18 protein-coding genes are annotated in these 20,164 nt (G+C 62.5%); 17 read left to right on the top strand and 1 reads right to left on the bottom strand.

The annotated features are described in order from the left end of the window. Positions 1-104: 104 nt before the first annotated feature. From AB4N80_RS21905 to AB4N80_RS21890, 4 genes are all read left to right on the top strand, one after another. Positions 105-1,553, top strand: coding sequence for an APC family permease (locus AB4N80_RS21905; protein WP_122566332.1), 1,449 nt, complete (start codon positions 105-107; stop codon positions 1,551-1,553). Between the two features lie 82 nt (positions 1,554-1,635). Next, positions 1,636-3,057 carry an aldehyde dehydrogenase family protein gene (locus AB4N80_RS21900; protein ID WP_460078784.1) on the top strand — a complete coding sequence of 474 codons (1,422 nt, stop codon included), beginning with the start codon at positions 1,636-1,638 and terminating at the stop codon, positions 3,055-3,057. An 11-nt stretch (positions 3,058-3,068) separates the two neighbouring features. Then, the gene (locus AB4N80_RS21895; RefSeq protein WP_122566334.1) at positions 3,069-4,418 is read left to right on the top strand and encodes an aminotransferase class III-fold pyridoxal phosphate-dependent enzyme; all 1,350 of its coding nucleotides are present in this window, start codon (positions 3,069-3,071) and stop codon (positions 4,416-4,418) included. Between the two features lie 82 nt (positions 4,419-4,500). Further along, positions 4,501-5,826, top strand: coding sequence for an alginate export family protein (locus AB4N80_RS21890; protein ID WP_460078781.1), 1,326 nt, complete (start codon positions 4,501-4,503; stop codon positions 5,824-5,826). A gap of 142 nt (positions 5,827-5,968) precedes the next feature. Here the strand turns inward: AB4N80_RS21890 and AB4N80_RS21885 are convergent, their stop codons facing one another. Beyond that, on the bottom strand, positions 5,969-6,721 hold the full coding sequence (locus tag AB4N80_RS21885) for an IclR family transcriptional regulator (protein ID WP_122566336.1): 753 nt from the start codon (positions 6,719-6,721) through the stop codon (positions 5,969-5,971). 273 nt (positions 6,722-6,994) lie between these two features. On the opposite strand from AB4N80_RS21885, the gene AB4N80_RS21880 reads away from it, so the two are divergent. From AB4N80_RS21880 to AB4N80_RS21820, 13 genes are all read left to right on the top strand, one after another. After that, complete coding sequence (locus AB4N80_RS21880) at positions 6,995-8,536, top strand: acetolactate synthase large subunit (protein WP_122566337.1); 1,542 nt, start codon at positions 6,995-6,997, stop codon at positions 8,534-8,536. Positions 8,537-8,546: 10 nt separating this feature from the next. Continuing rightward, positions 8,547-10,037: an aldehyde dehydrogenase family protein gene (locus tag AB4N80_RS21875; RefSeq protein ID WP_460078778.1), complete on the top strand. Its 1,491-nt coding sequence runs from the start codon at positions 8,547-8,549 to the stop codon at positions 10,035-10,037. 26 nt (positions 10,038-10,063) lie between these two features. Beyond that, positions 10,064-10,858 carry an SDR family NAD(P)-dependent oxidoreductase gene (locus AB4N80_RS21870; RefSeq protein ID WP_122566339.1) on the top strand — a complete coding sequence of 265 codons (795 nt, stop codon included), beginning with the start codon at positions 10,064-10,066 and terminating at the stop codon, positions 10,856-10,858. A 12-nt stretch (positions 10,859-10,870) separates the two neighbouring features. After that, positions 10,871-11,911: a VPS10 domain-containing protein gene (locus AB4N80_RS21865; protein ID WP_122566340.1), complete on the top strand. Its 1,041-nt coding sequence runs from the start codon at positions 10,871-10,873 to the stop codon at positions 11,909-11,911. A gap of 11 nt (positions 11,912-11,922) precedes the next feature. Further along, positions 11,923-12,372: a VOC family protein gene (locus AB4N80_RS21860; RefSeq protein WP_109753211.1), complete on the top strand. Its 450-nt coding sequence runs from the start codon at positions 11,923-11,925 to the stop codon at positions 12,370-12,372. Between the two features lie 14 nt (positions 12,373-12,386). Next, positions 12,387-12,989: an amino acid synthesis family protein gene (locus AB4N80_RS21855; RefSeq protein ID WP_122566341.1), complete on the top strand. Its 603-nt coding sequence runs from the start codon at positions 12,387-12,389 to the stop codon at positions 12,987-12,989. 27 nt (positions 12,990-13,016) lie between these two features. Next, positions 13,017-13,880: an alpha/beta fold hydrolase gene (locus tag AB4N80_RS21850; protein WP_122566342.1), complete on the top strand. Its 864-nt coding sequence runs from the start codon at positions 13,017-13,019 to the stop codon at positions 13,878-13,880. A 2-nt stretch (positions 13,881-13,882) separates the two neighbouring features. Beyond that, positions 13,883-15,490, top strand: coding sequence for a bifunctional 3-(3-hydroxy-phenyl)propionate/3-hydroxycinnamic acid hydroxylase (locus tag AB4N80_RS21845; RefSeq protein ID WP_354336596.1), 1,608 nt, complete (start codon positions 13,883-13,885; stop codon positions 15,488-15,490). After that, a complete protein-coding gene (locus AB4N80_RS21840) occupies positions 15,487-16,269 on the top strand; it encodes a 2-keto-4-pentenoate hydratase (RefSeq protein WP_354336598.1) in 783 nt (260 codons plus the stop codon). The genes AB4N80_RS21845 and AB4N80_RS21840 overlap by 4 nt, the downstream gene beginning before the upstream one ends. Positions 16,270-16,473: 204 nt before the next feature. Next, positions 16,474-17,415, top strand: coding sequence for a helix-turn-helix domain-containing protein (locus AB4N80_RS21835; RefSeq protein WP_460078771.1), 942 nt, complete (start codon positions 16,474-16,476; stop codon positions 17,413-17,415). A gap of 406 nt (positions 17,416-17,821) precedes the next feature. After that, positions 17,822-18,490 (top strand): GntR family transcriptional regulator, encoded by a 669-nt coding sequence (locus AB4N80_RS21830; RefSeq protein ID WP_460078769.1) that lies wholly within the window; start codon positions 17,822-17,824, stop codon positions 18,488-18,490. A gap of 78 nt (positions 18,491-18,568) precedes the next feature. Continuing rightward, positions 18,569-19,375: an ABC transporter substrate-binding protein gene (locus AB4N80_RS21825; protein WP_460078766.1), complete on the top strand. Its 807-nt coding sequence runs from the start codon at positions 18,569-18,571 to the stop codon at positions 19,373-19,375. 12 nt (positions 19,376-19,387) lie between these two features. Further along, positions 19,388-20,164: an amino acid ABC transporter permease gene (locus tag AB4N80_RS21820; protein WP_014337982.1), complete on the top strand. Its 777-nt coding sequence runs from the start codon at positions 19,388-19,390 to the stop codon at positions 20,162-20,164.

Raw genomic sequence — 20,164 nt, 5'->3', positions numbered from 1 at the left:
GCATCGAATCCAGCGTGCAAGCAGAACAATAAGCTTTTGGAAGTCGGTGAAGCGGGCCGTCTCCGATCCAGCAACAACTGCCTCATACAATAAGGTCAAGAACAATGAGCGTATCTTTCCCGATCAGCAGCTCGACGGAGTTGAAGCGTGGCGCCCTGGGTGTCGGCTTCATTATCTTCTTTGTGATTTCGGCGGCGAGCCCTTTGAGCGTCATCGCCGGCGGCTTCCCCATTGGCATCATGCTGGGCAACGGCGCCGGCACACCGGCGTTGCTGATCCTGGCCTTGCTGGTGTTATTGGCGTTCTCGGCGGGCTACACCGCCATGTCCCGACACATGACCAACGCCGGTGGTTTCTATGCATTTACCGCTCGCGGTTTGGGTGGCCTGGCCGGTGGTGCGGCGGGGGTGTTGGCGATGTTTGCCTACAACATTCTCCAGGTCGGCCTGTACGGCATGTTCGGCGGTGTGGTCAGCGGCACGATGGCCAGCGTCTTTGGCCTGGATTTGCCGTGGTGGACGTATTCGCTCCTGGCGATGGCGAGCATCGCGATTCTTGGTTATCGCAAGATCGACCTGTCGGCCCGGGTGCTGTCGGTGGTGGTCATTGCCGAATACCTGGCGATCCTGACGCTGGATTTCGCCATCCTCAAGACCGGTGGCGACAGTGGCATCAATCTCGATTCGTTCGATCGCAGCCATGTATTCAGCGGCACGCCGTCCATCGGCTTGCTGTTCTGCTTCGCAGCGTTCATCGGCTTCGAGGCCACCACCATCTATGGTGAGGAGGCCAGGAACCCGCACCGTACGATTCCCATCGCCACCTACAGTTCGGTGCTGTTGATCGGTGGTTTCTATGCCCTGTCGGTCTGGGCGATGGTGATTGGTGTAGGGGCGGACAAGATCGTGCCGACCTTGCAGGCGCTCCAGGATCCCACCACGTTCATCTACGGTATGTCCGATCACTTTGTCGGCCCGCAGCTGACCCAGATCATCCGCGTGCTGTTCATGGTCAGCATCTACGCCGGGCTGCTGGCGTTCCACAACGCCGCGGCGCGTTACTTCTATGCCATCGGACGTGACGGTTTGTTGCACAGCCGGTTGGGCACCACCCATCGCGTGCACCAGAGCCCGCACATGGGCTCGGTCCTGCAAAGCCTGATCGCGGCGGTGGTGGTGTTGATCTTTGCCGCGTTGGATGCCGATCCGATCCTGCAATTGTTCGCCTGGTTCTCCAACCTGGCGACGTTGTGCGTGATCCTGCTCATGGCCCTGACCTCGGCGGCGGTATTCGTCTATTTCCGCTCGCACCCGGAGTTGAAGCTGGGGCTCTGGCGCGGTCGGATTCTTCCGGGCTTTTCGTGCCTGGCATTGCTGGCGGTCCTGGTCCTTGCAGTGATTCATTTCGACGTGCTGACCGGCGCCAGCCAGCTGTTGTCCTACGGCCTTTGCGCCGTCATTCCCGCCGCGCTGATCGTCGGTGTGTTCCTCGCCGCCCGATTGCGCAAGGCGTCGCCTGAGCGGTTCATGGCGTTGGGTAGCCACAAGCTCTAGGGCGTCACGGGCCACGTCAAACCACACAAAAAAACTGCGCTGTCGTTCGGGACGGTCCGACAGCGCGCGAAAGGAAGAAGCTATGCACGATTATCAAATGCTCATCAATGGGGCCCGGGTCGACGGCGAAAACGGTCACTTCGATGTGGTCAATCCGGCGACCGCTACGGTGTTCGCCCGCTGCGCGGCCGGTTCCCTGGCGCAACTGGACCTTGCCGTCGAAGCGGCGCAATCGGCCTTTGTCGAGTGGCGCCACAGCACCCATGAAGATCGCCGCCAGCGCCTGCTGAGCATCGCGGCGGACATCGAACAGGGCGCCGAGTCGTTGGCCCGGCTGATTGTCCTGGAGCAGGGCAAACCGCTGGAACTGGCGTTCTCCGAAGTGATGGGCGCGGTGGCCTGGACGCGTTACGCCGCCGAACAACAGATTCCCGTGGAGTTGGTGGAGGAGACCCCGAGCCAGCGCATTGAACTGCACCGCAAGCCGTTGGGTGTCGTCGCGTCGATCACGCCCTGGAACTGGCCATTCATGATCGCCGTCTGGCACATCATGCCGGCGTTGCGGGCCGGCAACTGCGTGATCAGCAAGCCGTCCAGCCTGACCCCCTTGAGCACCCTGCGCCTGGTGGAGATCATCGCGCGCCATGTCCCGCGGGGCGTGATCAATAGCGTGACCGGCGAACAAGGTTTCGGTAGCGCGATCACTGCCCATGCCGGCATCCAGAAAATCGTCTTCACCGGCTCGACCGCCACCGGCCAAAGCGTGATGCGCGGCGCCGCTGGCAACCTCAAGCGCCTGACCCTGGAACTGGGCGGTAACGATGCCGCCATCGTGCTGCCCGGCACGTCGGTCGAGGCGGTGGTCGAAGACATTTTCCAGGCGGCGTTCCTGAACATGGGGCAGACCTGCGCCGCCCTCAAGCGCTTGTACATCCACCAATCCCAGTACGAGGCCTTTGCCGAGGCCCTGGCCAAGATCGCCCAGCGTCAGGTGGTGGGTGACGGCCTGACGCCTGGGGTCACGTTTGGCCCGGTGCAGAACCTCGAGCAGTTGAAGCTGGTTGAGGACCTGGTGGCCGATGCCCGTGCCCATGGAGCGCGGGTGTTGTGCGGCGGTGCCCGTCTGGACCGCCCGGGCTTTTTCTATCCGCCGACGCTGGTGGCCGATGTGACCGACGGGCAGCGCCTGGTGGACGAGGAACAGTTCGGCCCGGTGTTGCCCCTAATCGCCTATGAGGATGTCGAGGACGTCCTGCGCCGCGCCAATGCCGGTGACATGGGCCTGGGTGGATCGGTCTGGGGCGGCGACAGCGAGCAGGCACAGGCACTGGCCAGTCGCTTGGAATGTGGCATGGCCTGGGTCAACTGCCATGCGCAGATCCAGCCGAATACGCCGTTTGGCGGCAGCAAGATGTCCGGGTTCGGCGTCGAATTCGGCCTTGAAGGGTTGCTGGAGTTTACCGGCCAGCAGCTGCTGTACGTACGCAAGCGTGAAACAAAGTGAGGACGGCAACCATGTACGAGCACTACAAGACAGCCCAGAAGAAATTCTGGCACCCGATGAGTTCTTCGGCGCCCGCCAATCGCTCCAAGACGTTGATCATCGCCCGTGGCGACGGTAACTACATCACCGATATCGAAGGGCATCGCATGCTCGATGGTGTCGGCGGCCTGTGGAACGTGAACGTGGGCCATAACCGGCCTTCGGTGAAGGCGGCCATCGCCGCGCAACTGGACGAACTGGCCTATTACCAGACCTTCGACGGCATCGCCCATCCGCGGGTGTTTGACCTGGCCGAGCGGCTGACGTCGATGTTCGCCCAGGAAAACATGGCGCGGGTGCTGTTCAGTTCCGGCGGTTCCGATGCGGTGGAGACAGCCCTGAAAATGGCCCGCCAATACTGGATCGCCAGCGGCGAACCCGGGCGCACGCGCTTTCTATCGTTGCGCAATGGCTACCATGGCGTGCACGTGGGCGGCACTTCCGTGGGTGGCAATGGGGTCTATCACTACAACCACGGGCCGCTATTGGCCGGCTGTCATCTGCTCGATACACCGTGGCTGTACCGCAATCCCTGGGACTGCCGCGATCCAGACGAACTGACCGCTCACTGCATTCGTCAATTGGAAGACCAGATTGCGCTGCTCGGTCCGCAGACCATTGCCGCGCTGATCGCCGAGCCGGTGCAAGGTGCCGGTGGCGTGATCGTGCCGCCGGCACATTACTGGACGAAGCTGCGGGAAGTCTGCGACCGCCACGGCATCCTGTTGATCGCCGATGAAGTGGTCACCGGGTTCGGCCGCACCGGCTGCATGCTCGGCAGTCGGGGCTGGGGCGTCGCACCCGACGTGCTGTGCCTGGCCAAGGGCATCACCGCCGGCTACATCCCCATGGGCGCCACGGTCTTCAACCAGCGCATCGTCGATGCCATCGAGAACGGCCCGGGCTTCAGCAACGTGATCATGCACGGCTACACCTACAGCGGACACCCGACCGCCTGTGCGGCGGCCCTGGCGGTGCTGGACATCGTCGAGGCCGAGGACTTGCCGGGCAATGCCGGGAAAGTCGGTGCCCAATTGCTGGAGCAGCTGCAGCCGCTGACCGAGCGCTATGCGGTGGTGGGCGAAGTGCGGGGCAAGGGCTTGATGATCGCCGTGGACCTGGTGGCGGACAAGGTCACCCGCGAGCCGCTGGACCCGGCCAACGGCCTGGCCTCGCGTATCGCCGAGCAAGCGCGGCGCGCCGGCGTATTGCTGCGCCCGATCGGTAACAAAATCGTGATGTCGCCACCGCTGACCCTCACCTGCGACGAGGCCGCCCTGATGGTCGGTGTGTTGGACAGCGCGCTCGCCGACTGCCGCTAGCCCGACCAGCCGGCGCAGCGTGCTGCGCCGGATCCTGAATATAAAGACAGCCTTCAAAGGCGCACCACAAGGAGCTCCAGCCATGCGGAACCTATCCTGTATGGAATTTTTCGGCAGTGGTCTGGCCTGTACGCTGGCGCTTTGCGCCGCGAGTCAGGTCCAGGCCTATGAGTTGTATGCCGATGACGACACGCACCTCAACGCCGACATGCTGGCGGTGTTCGGCCACTTCAACAGCCGTAAGAACTACGACGGCAGGCCCGGCGGTTCAACCTGGCGCGAAGGCTTTATCAAGTATGGCGTCAGCGGCGACCAGGGCCTGGCCGGCCATGGCACCGCCTACGGGGCGTTCAGCCTGGTCAGTTCCGCCACTTGGGGCGATGGCGATTCGGCCGGTAATTCCCTTGGGTCCGAACGCACCACCAAGATCGAAGACGCTTACCTGGGCTGGCGCTCCGCCGACCTGTTCCCCGTGCTGGGGCAGGACGGTGTCGATATTTCCGGCGGTCGCCAGGTGGTCAAGCTGGGCCGGGGTTTCTTGATCAACGATGACGGGCCGAACCTGGGCAAAGGGCCGGCCGATGGTCGCTTGAATCGCGGTGGTGCCTATTACCTGGCCGCCCGGCACGCGTTCGATCAGACCGCGGTGTTGCGCTTGGGTGGGCAGGACGGGCTGCATGGCAGTGTGGTCTGGCTCAAGTCCGACAACCGCGCCCAGGCCGAAACCGAACTGACCGCCGGCACGCTGGACTACACCGCCAAGGCTGGGACATTGGGCTTGACCTGGATCCATGGCCTTGATGTGAATGATCGCTGGGCCAGCGATTTGCAGAAGCAACGCGAGGGCATGGACGTCTACAGCATTCGTGGGGAAGGCGACGCGGGCATCGAGAACGCCAGCCTGGCATTTGAATACGCCTGGCAGGACAAGGACGCCGGCCCGCAGAACGCCTGGTACGCCGAGGCCGGCTACACCTTTGCCGATCTGGCCTGGGCACCCAAGCTGACGTACCGCTACACCCGCTATTCGCAGAAGTGGGATTCGCTGTTCACCGGGCAGAGCACGGGTTATGGCACCTGGTTCCAGGGCGAAGTCGCGGGTAACTATGCCGGACCCTTCAACAGCAACACGGGCATTCATCATGTCGGCCTGACCGCCACGCCGTTGGAGAACCTGACCCTCGGTGCGTTGTACTTCGATTACAACACCGTGCGTAAAGACAACGCCCTGAACCTGGATGCCCGTGAGCTGGACCTGTATGCCGAGTGGGCCGTGAACGAGCACTTGATCATCACTCCGCTGATCGGTCTCTACAAACCGGATCGGGATGCAACGACGGGGGGCAATCAAGTGGCGGGCAATGGCACCAACGTGTACAGCCAGGTGACGGTGGCCGTTCCGTTCTAAGCAGGGGGGTGTTCAGTAAGCCCTGTGAGAGCGAGCTTGCTCGCGATGATGGCGGCCCAATCAACACCCATCTCAACTGATCCACCGCTATCGCGAGCAAGCTCGCTCCCACAGGGCACCGGTATGGCCGCACCTCCGGTTTCTAGCCGACGGCGGGCGGATGTTGCATCCGCTCGGCAATCCGCCGGGTGGTGTCCATCACCATTTCAACCACGGTTTCCTGGCGCAGCAGCTTGAAGCTGTCGGTGCTGCCGACGGCCGAGAGACTGCCCACCACTTCGTCGAGCTCCGGGTTGACGATCGGCGCCGCGATACCGGTGAGGCCCAGGTTGAGTTCGTCGTGGGTCATGCAATAGCCGTCCTTGCGTATCTTTTTCGCGGCCTTGGAAAAACTTGTCCAGTCATGGCCGCTGTCGGGGTCGTTGGCCAGGTGTTCTTCGAACAGGCGTTGCAGGCGCCGACCCTTCTGAAAGGCGATCAACACCTTGGATTGCGCACCGCGAAAAAACGGCAGCGGTTGGCCGCGGCCGAATGAGAACTGGTAGGTATCACTGGGTTCGGCAATGTAGGTGTTGATGATGCGGCCGTCGTAGAAAACGCTGGCGAACACCGCCAGGCCAGTGGCGTCGGACAGCTCGTGCATCAACTCGCGGCCGGCCACGAGGATCGGGTCGTACTGCCGCATCATCCAGTCCAGTTCAATGATGCGTGGCCCCAGGCCGTAGCTGCCGGCATCCACCCGCACCAGCAGGCCGGCATCGCATAAATCCTTGACGTAGCGGTACACGGTCGCCCGTGACAGGCCCATGCGCTCGGCGATGGTATCGGGGTCGATCTTCAGCGATGCCGGGCCGAAAAGGTCCAGCACACTCAGCATTTTGCTCAGACTGCTCATTTCGCTCCTAAAGGGGGAATGGCGCGTAGGGGGTCGTTGGGTGAGCACTATAGGTAGCCACGGCGGCGATGAAAAGCCCGCGGGCTCGCTCAGGAGCGCGTTGCCACGGTAACCCAATGCTTGAGAAATACAAGCGTATTTTCAGCCGTTTACTCTTTTAAAATATGCATTAATCTCAAAATATGATTTTAATGCAGAAAAATAGCTTGTTTTGTCGGTTGTGCTGTGTGATAAATCTCAGCCACTGCAAACGCTCGATGAAGAGGGCTGGAAATGAATGGTGCGCAACTGATAGTGAAGGCGGCGGTGGCAAGCGGTATCGAATACTGCTTCGCCAATCCCGGAACGACTGAAATTCCCCTGGTGGCAGCCATGGCCAGCGCGCCAGCCCTCAAGCCAGTGTTGTCCTTGTTCGAAGGCGTGTGCACCGGCGCGGCGGACGGCTACGGCCGGATCGCCGGCAAGCCGGCGATGACCTTGACGCACCTCGGCCCAGGCTTTGCCAATGGCATTGCCAACCTGCACAACGCGCGTCGGGCCAACACCCCGATCGTCAACGTGATCGGCGATCACGCGTCCTGGCACGTCAATTACGATCCACCCCTGGCCAGTGACATCCAGGCGTTGGCCGGCAGCGTTTCCAAGTGGGTACGTACTTCGCGCACGGCATCGGGCGTTGGTGAGGATTTCCAGGAGGCGGTGCGTGCCGCCTGGCAAGCCAACGGCCAGATCGCCAGCCTGATCCTGCCAATGGACTTGCAAGCCAACACCGTGCAGCACGAGAAAGCCTTCACGGCATTGCAGGCTCCGGTCCGGCGTTTTGCTGGTGATCGCATCGAGGCGGTCGCTCAGGCATTGCGCGAGGGTCGGCGCCTGGTGTTTATCGTTGGCGACCATGGCTTGTCCGTCGCCGGCCTGGAAGCGGCGGGGCGCCTGGCGCAACTGCCGGGCGTGCGCCTGTTCGCCGAAACCTTTCCACGCATGAGTTATCGCGGCGGTGGCCTGCCAGACCTGGATCGCTTGCCGTACTTCCCCGAAGTGGCCATCGAGATCCTTGACCAATACGACGCGGTGGTCTGCGCCGGCGTCCCGGAGCCCATCAGCTACTTCGGCTACGAAGGCATTGCCTCCCGGCTGGCAGAGCGTGACCGTCTGCTGTGCCTGGCTGAGGTGGGGGACGATGTTGCCGGGGCGCTCACTGCGCTGGCCGATGCCCTTGAAGCGCCGGCTTACGTGCCCACGCCAACTGGTATCGAACTGCCGCCCGGCGAAGCCACGTTGACGCCGCAGTCGGTGGGCCAGGTGCTGGCCGCGTCGCTGCCGGACGACTGCATCGTTTCGGTGGAAGGCGGGACGTGCGGCTATCCGTTCTTCACCGCCTCGGCCCATGCCGCACGGCATCGGGTGTTGACCAACACCGGTGGGGCCATCGGCCAGGGTATCCCGGTGGGTTTTGGTGCTGCCATGGCCGAGCCTGGCAACAAGGTGTTTTGCCTGCAGTCGGACGGCAGTGCCCAGTACACCATCCAGACCTTGTGGAGCATCGCCCGCGAGCAACTGCCGGTGGTGATCCTGATCGCGGCCAACCATCGCTACGCCATCCTGCAAAACGAACTGCGTCGCTTCGGCATGACCGAGCTGGGCCCCGAGGCCCTGAGCCTGACGGTGCTGGATCGCCCGCGCATCGATTGGAAGGCCCTGGCCAAGGGCTACGGCTTGCCGGCCAGCACCGTGCACACCAATGGTGAGCTGCACCGCGCCCTGGCCAATGCCAAGGCCGACGGCGGTCCTTGCCTGATTGAAATGGCGCTGTGAAGGAGCGGATATGAATCAGATTCAATTGTTACCTGCGGTCGAGAAGTTCCTGTCGCAACCCGGGCGCCTGTTTATCGGTGGCACCTGGCAGGACGCCGCCGATGGTCACCGGTTTGCCGTGGAAAACCCGGCCAGCGAATCCATCCTGGCTGAAGTCGCCGAAGGCGGCGAACGCGACGTGGATGCCGCCGTCGCTGCTGCCCGTGCGGCCTTCACGGGGACCTGGGCACAACAGTCGCCGGCCCAGCGCGGGTTGTTGCTGTTTCGCCTGGCGGAACTGCTCGACCAGCATCGCGAAGAACTGGCGCAACTGATCACTTTGGAAAACGGCAAGCCGATCGCCGCGGCCCGCGGGGAAGCGGCCAGCGCGGCCAACATCATTCGTTATTTCGCCGGTTGGCCGACCAAGATCGAAGGCAGCACGCATCCGGTGTCGCCCTCCAGCGGCGCGCCGATGCTCAACTACACCTTGCGCGAGCCGGTGGGCGTCTGCGCCTTGATCGTGCCGTGGAACTTCCCGTTGACCATGTGCGTGTGGAAGCTCGGCCCGGTGCTGGCGACCGGTTGTGTCGCGGTGCTCAAGCCCGCCGAGCAGACGCCCCTGGTTGCCATTCGCCTGGTGCAACTGATCGAGGCCGCCGGTTTCCCGGCCGGGGTGGTCAACCTGCTGACTGGCCTGGGTGCGCAGACTGGCGCGCCGCTGGCCCAGCACTCGGACGTGGACAAGATCGCCTTCACCGGCTCGACCCAGGTGGGCCGCCTGATCGCCCAAGCGGCCACCGGCAACATGAAGAAGGTGTCGCTGGAACTGGGTGGCAAGTCCCCCAACATCATCCTGCCGGACGCCGATATCGTCCGGGCCGCCAAAGGCGCCGCCGATGGCATTTTCTACAACCAGGGCCAGGTCTGCACCGCCGGATCACGTTTGTACGTGCACGCCAGCGTCCTCGATCAGGTGCTTGAAGAACTCCAGCGCCACGCGACCGCCCATGTGTTGGGGCCAGGCCTGGATCCGGCCAGCAGCATGGGCCCGCTGGTCTCGGCCCGGCAACTGGGCACGGTGCGTGGCTACCTGCAACGGGGTCAGGAGGAAGGCGCCGAACTGATCTGCGGCGGTGACCGGCCGGCCCACCTGGAGCGCGGCCACTTCGTCCGCCCCAGCGTGTTTCTCGACCGTGCCGAGCGCGCCTGTGTCGCCCGGGAAGAAATCTTCGGCCCGGTGCTGACCGTCATGAGCTGGACCGAAATCGATGAACTGGTGCTGCGCGCCAATGACTCGCCTTACGGCCTGGCGGCCGGGCTCTGGACCCGCGACTTGCGTTCCGCCCATCGCGTGGCGGCGCAGTTGAAGGCCGGCTCGGTGTGGATCAACTGCTGGAACGTCGTCGACCCGGCCTCGCCCTTTGGCGGCTACAAGCAATCCGGCTGGGGTCGGGAAATGAGTAAGAACGTGATCGATGCCTACACCGAAACCAAAAGTGTCTTCGTCGATCTGGCCTGAGCCGAATAATCACAAGAGGAACTGCTATGGATCTGGAATTGCAAGGCCGCGTGGCGATCGTCACCGGCGGTGGTATGGGCATCGGCAAGGAAGTCGCGCGCTTTTTGTCCCAGGAAGGTTGCAAGGTGGTGATCTGCGCGCGGCGCATGGAGTTTCTCCAGCAAGCCGCCGAGGAAATCACCGCAGAGACCGGCAACGAAGTGCTGCCGTTGTTCTGTGACACCAACCAGATGTCGGCGGTGTCCGACATGGTCGAGGCGGCCCACAAGCACTTTGGCCGCATCGACATCCTGGTCAACGGCGCCGCGGCACCGTCCGGCGTGGTGCGCAACGACATCGAGCATGCCGGCGACGACGAATTGCTCTCGGACCTCAACACCAAGGTGATCGGCTATTTCCGCTGCGCCAAGGCGGTGACCCCGCACATGAAGGCCGGTGGCTTCGGTCGCATCATCAACATCGGTGGCCTGACCGGGCGTGGCAGCAAAGTCCTTTCGGGCATGCGCAACCTGGCCATCGCCCACATGACCAAGACCCTCTCCGACCAACTCGGCCCCTCCGGCATCACGGTCAACCTGATCCACCCCGGCGTGGTCGACACCCCGCACATCCAGGAGCTGTACGAGCGCGAAGGGGTCAAGCAGGGCAAGACGCCCGAGCAGGTGGAGCAGGCCTACATCGATGCGACGCCGATCCGACGCACCCTGGCGCCCATCGAAATGGGCTGGCTGATCGGTTTCCTCGCATCGCCCAAGGCGGGCGCCGTGACCGGGGAATCCATTGGCATCGATGGCGGCTTGACCCGCGGCATCTTCATTTGAGGAGCAGCAGTGATGAGTAACGGAACCCTTTTGGTCGCCACCGTAGGGCAAGCGGTGATCCGCAGCGCCGACGATGGCCGTACCTGGCATCGCCTGGGCCTGGGCCAGGATCTGGAGTTCGATGCGATCACCCGATCCCTGAGTTTCCACCCGGGTACGCCTGAGGTGATCTATGCCGGCACCGACGTCGGCCTGTGCATCAGCCATGACACTGGCGGCCATTGGCAGCGGGTGGATTCGCCGTTCAACGGGCAAACCGTGTGGAAGGTGGCCGTGGATCCGCAGGATGCGCAGCGCATTTTCGTCGGCACCGGTGCGCCTTCGCGCGCGGTACTGTGGCGCACCCTTGACGGTGGCCAGAGCTGGGATCGCGCCCCCGTGGAGATCCCGGAGTTCTGCGACGGCGTCAGTCGTCCACGCCTGCTGGCGTTCGCCTACGACCCGACGGACCGCAACCAGCTCTGGTTCGGCCTGGAGGAGGGCGGGCTGTTCCACAGTCGTGACGGTGGCGATAGCTGGACCCGCGTCGATGACCGCCTGCTGTGGGACTACAACTCGGACGTGCATAACATCGTGGTCCTGCCCAACCATGGACAGAAGGTCATCGTCGTGGTGTGCGTCAACGCCGTGTACCGCAGCCTCGACGAGGGGCAGACCTGGACCGGCATCGTTGCCCGGGAAACCTTCGGCCTGTACTACGTGCGCGCCATGAATGCCGCATTGGGCAGTGAGGATACGCTCTACCTGAGCATCTCCGACGGCACCCCCGGCACCACCAGCAAGGTGCTGGTCTCCCGGGATGCCGCCCTCAGTTGGGAAGTGCTGCCGCTGCCGCAACAACCCAATTCCTGTGTCTGGGCGATTGCCTTGAACCCTGCCGACCCTCGCCAGATCGTCGCCGGTACCAAGTACGGGCATCTGTTCACGTCCGAGAACGGTGGTGACGGCTGGCAGAAGCAGTGGCGTGAATTCAGTGAAATCGCTGATGTGCTCTGGACGCCCGCCGTGGCGCAAATCAAGTCCGGGCATCAATCCATCATCAAGAAGAACTGAGGGATCGCGCGATGAAAGTCGAAGTCGTTCGTACGCACCTGTCGTTGTTCGTGAGCGACCCTGAAGTGTCGGCACGTTGGTACGCCGATGTGCTGGGCATGCATGAAAGCGCCCGGGGTGAAAGCTGGATCATGATGGCGTTTGGTGCCAAGCATCACGACATCGCGTTGCTCCGCGCGGAACCCGGAGCCCACCAGGGCGGCCTGGGGTTGCAGCACTACGGGCTGGAGATCGCGGGCGACATGACCACCCTGCGCAAGCTCTACGGCATGTTGCTGAAAAAGGGCGTTGAGGTGGTAAAGATCACCGACCACGAGATCGGCAACGGCGTGTATTTCAACGACCCCGATGGCAATCGCATGGAATTTTTCCTCGAGTCCGAACACGACGACGCGCGCGGCAAGGCCCGCTTCAAGGCCGCTGGGGCTCCCAGCCGGCATTTCGATCTCGACCCACTTTGAATGAGACTTCTCTTATGAAAACCGCGAATTTCGCCAGTTATCACATCCGCAAATGGTACAGCTTCGTCGAGGAAACCCTGGCCAACGAAACCGGCCAGTTAGCCGATGGCGAGCCGCTGTTCAAATACGCCATTGGCGCGGTGATCGCCAACCCTTACGCCGGCCGTTTCAGCGAAAGCCTGGCCGAGCTGATAGAGCCGTCACCCTTGTTGGGCCAGGAGTTTGGTCGGCGCATCCAGGCGTTGGCCGGCGAGCGTGAGATTGTCAGCTACGGCAAGGCGTGCCTGGTGGGCAGCCAGGGCGAGTACGAGCATGGCAATGCGCTGCTGACCAATCCGGCGGCGGATCCGATCCGTGTCGCGTTGGGCGGGGGCAAGTCCTGGGTGCCTTCCACCGGCAAGCGTGGCGGGCCTGGCGTGACCATCGATGTGCCGCTGGCCCACAAGGACGCGCTGTATGTCCGTTCGCACTACGACAGCATTTCCCTGTCGTTCGGCGATGGCCCCTCGGCCGACGAGTTGGTCATTATCTGGGCCTTCGCCACGCGTGGGCGTTTGCATGCCCGCCTGGGTGGTCTCCAGGCTGCCGACGTCAAGGGCAATGACGGCCTGTATTGAGGTGCGCTGATCGTGGGAAGCCAACGAATGTCTGCAAACAGCCAGTTCTTCACCAATCGTTCGGGGATGCGCCTGCACTATTTGTCGTGGGGCAACCCGTCGGGCATTGCGGTGGTGCTGCTGCACGGGCTGCGATCCTATGCCCAGACCTGGGATGGTTTGGCCAATGCGCTGGGCGAGCGGTACTGCTGCTATGCCCTTGACCAGCGCGGTCGTGGATACAGTGACTGGGCGGATGCCTCCAGTTACCGGACCGAGGTCTACGTCAATGACCTTGAAGATTTGGTGGCGCATTTGGGATTGCAGCGTTTCGTCCTGGTGGGGCACTCCCTTGGTGGCACCAATGCACTGGAGTATGCCCGGCTCAATCCGGGACGCCTGCAAGCGTTGGTGATCGAGGACATCGGCCCTGGCTCTTCGGTCAGCGGTGATGGCGCCGAGCGCATTCGACGCGAGATGAGCCAGACGCCGCTGTTGTTTCCTGACTGGGAGAGCGCCGCCCAGTTCTGGCGGCAAGCGCGACCTGGCCTGTCTCTGGAGGGGCTGGCTTCCAGATTGATGCACTCCATGAAGGAAACCCTGGCTGGCATCGAATGGCGTCACGACCAGCAAGGTATTGCCCAGGCGCGCCTGAGTATTACCCCGACAGACTTGTGGCCGGCGGTCCGGGCGCTGGATTGCCCGACGCTGTTCATTCGTGGCGCCCGTTCCGATTTCCTGCCGTTGGCGACCCTTGAGTCGATCAAGCAGGCCAATGCGTGGGTGCGGACAGAGGAAATCGCCGACGCCAGCCATTATGTCCATGATGACCAGAGCGAAATGTTCAACCTCGTCGTCATGGACTATTTATATGACCAATGCCTACAACCACAACAACAAAGCGGTGAATAGCGATGAAGCAGGAGAAAACCCAGGTTGTCATCGTGGGCGGTGGCCCGAACGGGATCACGGCCGCTCATTACATGGGGCTGTACGGTATCGACTGCATCGTCCTTGAATTGGCCGACGGCGTCCTGCCGTATCCCCGTGCGGTGGGCATGGATGACGAGGCGCTGCGAGTGTTGCAGGGCATCGGCATCGCTGAACTGGCCGTGCGCGACATGATCTGCAACGTGCCCCTGCGTTACTACAATGCGCGAGGCGTCTGTTTTGCCGAGGTCAAGCCGAGCACGGCGAACTATGGCTGGCCGATGCGCAACATCTTCATGCAACAGTTGCTTGAAACGACATTGCGCGAGCAGATGGGCAAGCACGCCTGTGTAGCGTTGCGCCAGGGCCATGAAATGCTCGATCTGGAGCAGGATGCCGAGGGCGTGACCTTGCAGGTGCGCGATGCCCAGGGCGAGCTGTATCAGTTGCAGGCGCAGTACGTGATCGGCGCCGATGGCGGACGTTCCAGCGTGCGCAAGAAACTCGGTATTGAACTGCTGGGGCTGACCCATCCGCGCAAGTGGGTGGTGATCGATACGGCCAACGACACCCTCGACGCACCGTATACCGCCTTGCATGCCGACCCTCAGCGACCTTTCGTCTGCATCTACCTGCCGTATCAACAACGGCGTTGGGAGTTCATGCTCCTGGAGGGCGAAGACGAGACCCGGATGTGCGAAGAAGCAACGATCCGGGACTTGATCCGTGGGCATATCGGCGATGCGGTCGATCAACTGGAAATCATCCGGATCCGCGCCTACACCCATAACTCCCGAGTCGCGGCGCGCTTTGTCCAGGGCCGGGTGGCACTGGTGGGGGATGCGGCGCATATTTCCCCGCCTTGGGCCGGGCAGGGGCTCAACTCAGGCCTGCGTGATGTCGCCAACGTCAGCTGGAAGCTCGCCGCGATTCTCCAGGGCAGGGCGTCGCCGGCGATTCTGGCCAGTTACGACCAGGAGCGTCGCGGGCATGCGACCGATCTCATCGCGCTGGCCGACAACATGGGCGCCGTCCTGGGGCTGACCAACCCGTTGATGGCCGGTGTGCGGGACTGGCTGTTCCAGGCCGTCAACAGCGTCGACAACCTGCGTTCGCACTTGCTGGAATTCAAGTTCAAGCCCAAGGCGACCATCACCAAAGGCCTGGTGTACCACGAGCGCGCCGAGCTGCATGAGGATGATCTGGTCGGGCAGTTGTTCATCCAACCGTCCATCGAAGATGCCCAGGGCCAGCGTCGACGCCTGGACGAGGTGCTGGGGCATTCCTATGCGGTGCTGGGGTATCGGGTCAACCCGAGCGAACAGCTCAGTGAAGAAACCGCCGCCTGGTGGGCGCGCTGGGAGACACGGTTCATCCAGATCAATCGCTCGCGCAGTGGCGTGGGGCGCAACCAACCCTTGTCTGTCAGCGGGGCCATTTGCGTTGAGGATGTCGATAACCGCCTAGGCGAATGGTTTGCCAAGGTGCGTGACTGCGTCGTGGTGGTGCGACCGGATCGGTTCGTTGCCGCGATCACCACACCCGAGCGGCTCGAAGGCGTATTGCGCAAACTGGCGGAGCAACTTTCATGAGGCGCGAAGATGATCTGCTGGTCCGGCTTCACGATGCCGCGCAGGCCGTACACGGTTTGCCTTCGTTGGAGCCGGAGGCCGTCGATCTGCCGATAGGTTATACCTTGCAGCGTGAGGCGCTGCGCCGGCGCCAGGCCGGTGGTGAGCGGTTGACCGGATGGAAAGTGGCCTTCGCCGGCCGCGCCGCCCAGGACCGTTTCGGTATTGATGAGCCGGTATTGGGTGCGTTGACCGATGCCATGGCCGTGGAGCCCGGCAGTGCGGTGCCGCTTGCACGGCTGATCCAGCCGAAGTTGGAAATCGAGCTGGCGTTTGTCCTGGGGCGTACGCTGGTGCCCGGTTTCTACAGCGACGAGGACATCCTCGCCGCCATCTCCGAGGTCGCGCCGGCGTTCGAAATTGCCGATTGCCGTTGGCAGGGCTGGCGTTTCGGCGTCGGCGCGTTTCTTGCCGACAATGCCGCGGCGGGGCTGTATTGCCTGGGGTCGCGTGTCAGGTTCCATCCCGAGCAATTGACCCACGTGCACTATCGCCTGGAATGCGACGGGGTGCCCTGTGGCGAGGGCAATGCCCAAGCACGCGAGGACACGCCCCAGGCCAACCTGTGCTGGCTGGTCCGGCGCTTGTTGGCTGATGGGCAGTGCGTTGAAGCGGGCCAGGTGGTGCTGTCCGGCTCTTTGTTGGCGCCCCTGGAGATCAAGGCCGCCGAGTATCGGTTGTACATGCTTGGCATGGAACTGGCTTTGGTTTTCCAGGCGGGTGAAGACGGTCGGCAGTAAGAACTGTTTACTCAAGTGAAATGATGCACTCGTGGCGAGGGAGCTTGCTCCCGCTTGACCGGGCTGGCGCTCCAGTGCGAAGCGCTCACCAAAATGGGTCTGCTGCGCAGCCCAGCGGGAGCAAGCTCCCTCGCCACGGGGCTATCGACTTGCTTGCATGACCGTATCAGGCAATAAGCGCAGGGCCACCGAGGAACAATGATCATGTTCGCCGAAGTCCGTACCTTCAATGATCCTCAGCAACACGCCGGTTCGATCCTGGGCTGGCAACAAGTCTATGACCAGCTCGGGCGTGGATGCCTGTCCAGCGAGCTGCGCCAGGTGTGCGCCGAGCGCTTCCAGATCTTCCAGGAGGTGCTCGACAAACGGGTGGTGCAGCGCGGTTGCGCGCCAAAAGGGCGCTTGTGCATTGCCATGTCGCTGGGCGGTGCGCCGGTGGTCCAGGGGCATCAGGTGGGCGCCCACAGCGTCGTGCTGTTGCGCGATGGCGAAGATTTCGTCCTGCACGCCCCGGAAGGTACGCACTTCTTCGCGGCCAATGTCGACACGGCGCGGTTCGCCAGGCTGGCGGCCTACGAGCTGTCGAGCGAACAGCTCAAGCGCTTGAAAAGCGCGTCCCAAGTCAGTGTGGATGAGGTGGTGCTGCGGCGGGTGCAACAACGGATCCATCCCCTGTTTCGTCACCTTTTGGAACAGGCCGACGCGGTCAATCCCGCCTCGGAAAAAATCCTCGAAGACGTTCTGCTCAACGCCTTTCTCGACCTGTTCAGCCACGCCTCGGACGAGGTGCGTGGCCGGCGCGGCAACTTCGCCGTCAGTGCCTACCTGGTCAAGCGTTGCCAGGAACTGGTGGTGGCCAGCGCCGATGTGCCCTTGAGCATCCTCGACTTGTGCGAGCAACTGCGGGTCAGTCGCAGGACCCTGCAGAACAGTTTCCAGGCGGTCACCGGCATGCGTCCGGTGGAGTACTTGCGCAACCTGCGGCTCAATGCCGTGCGCCGCCGGCTGATCACGACCCGTGCGGCCGCGCTGAACGTCAGTGAGATCGCCATGGCCATGGGGTTTTTCCACCTGAGTCATTTTGCGGCGCATTACCGGGCGTTGTTTGGCGAATCCCCCTCCGATACGCCCAGGGCACCTGCATGATGGGCTCCAGATGCGCCGGCGAAATCTGTGGCGAGGGGATTTATCCCCGTTAGGCTGCGAAGCGGCCCTGAACCCAGTCAGCGCAATATGCCAGGTTGGTTACATTTAGCCTTTTGGGGCTGCTGCGCAGCCCAGCGGGGATAAATCCCCTCGCCACAATTAATCTAACAAGCCTTAAGTGAGCGGCCGCCTGCGGTGTTACCGAAGCGCCATCCTGCACCCATAAAAGGCAGCCACTGAGCTGTTAGGTAGCACACCTGCGCGGTTAAGGGCTTAAGGCTGGCAGTCGTTTTCCTCAGCAAATTCCTTTAAATCAATTGCTTGCACGATTAATCGTGAGGTTGGCACGCATTCTGCTTTTTTGAATCCATGGATAATTGGATACAAAAATGCAGAAGGTGCTGCCATGCAATTCGCTTCGACGTATGCTGAACGCCCACCCATGACCGCCGAGGAGGAGGCCTATAACTTCCTGCTGGATGCCATTTGTGGCGGTCGGTTACGCAAGGGCGATCGGCTGATTGCCGAGGACATCGCCAACGAGATCGGCATGAGCCGGATGCCGGTGCGCGAGGCCTTTCGCCGTCTGGATGCCCAGGGCCTGGTGACCCTGCGGCCCAATCGCGGGGCGGTAGTCAGCGGCCTGGACATTGATGAATTGCACGAAGTCTTCGAAATGCGCAGCGCCCTCGAAGGGCTGGCTGTGCGTGTCGCGACAGCACGAATTGGCGAACGCCAATTGGCCGCCTTGGAGCGCTTGCTGGACGAAATGGACGATTACCGTGAGGAAAGCGCCGAGTGGGTCAGCCGCCATCGCGCCTTCCATGAATACCTGTGCAGCCTCAGCGGTCGCCCGCGATTGCTCAAGCAGATCAGCGCGCTTTATTCGCTGATCGAAGCGCCCATGCGCCTATGGCTGCAGCACGTGGAAAAGCCCCTGAGTGCGCGCCAGGAGCACATGCTGATCCTCGATGCCCTGCGTGCGGGCGATGCCGAGAAGGCCGAGGCGGTGGTGCGTGCGCACATCGAAGGCACCGTTCCTGAATTGATCGAGTTCCTGCAATCGAAAAAATAACGAGAGCAGGTTACTAGAACCTGCCCGTGTTCTGACTTTGAGTACTGCCCGTCATTTACTGAACTGGAGTGTCTGGTCATGCATAAGCCTCGCCTGTTGGTTGCCGCTTTATCCTTGGGTTTCTGTGCGCAGTGGGCGGTTGCCGCGCCTGTTGTCCCGGAGCGTTTGCTCAAGGTCGACAAACTCGTCTACTGCTCAGGCATGGATTCGCCACCGCTGGTGTCTTTTGATGAGGCGCAGAAACCCAAGGGATTGACCGTGGACCTGGGGCTGGAGATCGCCAAGCGCCTGGGCGACAAGAAGGTGGAGTGGCGGGTCATTCCCTTTTCCGGGTTGCTCCCCGCGTTGCTGGCCCGACAGTGCGACATGATCGTCGACCAGCTGTTCGACAAACCCGAACGCCGCGAGGTGATCGACATCGTCAACTACATGTATTCCAGCCAGGCGGTGGTGGTGCCCAAGGGCAATCCGAAGGGCCTCAAGACGCTGCCGGATCTCTCGGGAGACAAGGTCGCGGTGCTCAACGGTTCCACCATCAAGACCCTGCTCGATGCCGAGAACGAAACCTTGGCCAAGGCCGGCAAGCCGCCCATGAAGCTGGTGGTCTACAACTCCGACACCGATGCCTTCCAGGCCCTGCGCATCAATCAGGTCGACGCCTACGGCACCACCGTGGAAACCGCCGGTTACTACGCCACCATGGCCCCCGACCTGTTCGAGGAAGGGGTGCCGGCCTTCAGCCGGATTCTCACCGGCCTGGGCATTCGCAAGGACGATCCGCAACTGACCGCCGCCGTGCAGCAGGTGATCGACGATATGCGCAGCGATGGCAGCTACAGCCAGCTGTTGGGCAAATGGCATGTCGCCAGTGACACACTTGATTGAGGTGAACCATCGATGAATTTCAATTGGGATGTGTTCTGGCAGTACCTGCTGCAGCCCAGTGGGGTGTACCTCACCGGGCTCTGGCTGACCTGCCTGATCAGTGTGTTGGCGATGCTGCTGGGCTGTGCCCTGGGGCTGGCCGCCGCGCTGTTGCGGTTGTCGAAAAACCCATTGCTGCATTTGCCCGTTCGCTTTTACGTGTGGCTGATGCGCGGCACGCCGTTGCTGGTGCAGATCGTCTTTCTCTACACCGCGCTGGCCGCCGGCGGGATTTTCCGCTTCGAAGACATCGACCTGTTCGGCCTGGTGATCCCCGGCAACATCCAGGCGGCGATCATTGCCCTGGGCCTCAATGAGGGTGCCTACATGGCCGAGATCATCCGCGCCGGCATCGGCGCGGTGGACAAGGGCCAATACGAGGCCGGACGCTCCCTGGGCATGACCTTCGCCAAACTGATGCGCCGTATTGTCCTGCCCCAGGCGTTCCGGGTCATCGTTCCGCCGCTGGGCAACGAGTTCAACGTGATGCTCAAGAACACCACGCTGGTCAGCGTGATCGGCGTCCAGGAACTGTTGCTCAGTACCCAGATGGTCACGTCGGCGACGTTCCGGGTGTTCGAGTTGTACCTGGTGGTGGCGATCTACTTCCTGTTGCTGACCACGCTGTGGGGCTTTTTCCAGCGCTGGCTGGAGGCCCGTTTCGGCCAATCGGACCGGCCCTCGTCACCACCGCCGGCGTCGACGCGGATGTTCGGTCGCAGCACCCTGAACCTGCTGAGGGCACGTTAA

The sequence above is a fragment of the Pseudomonas sp. H3_A02 genome (genome assembly GCF_054671965.1).
Note: the sequence above shows the minus strand (reverse complement) of the source record. Positions and strands in the feature narration are given on the sequence as shown.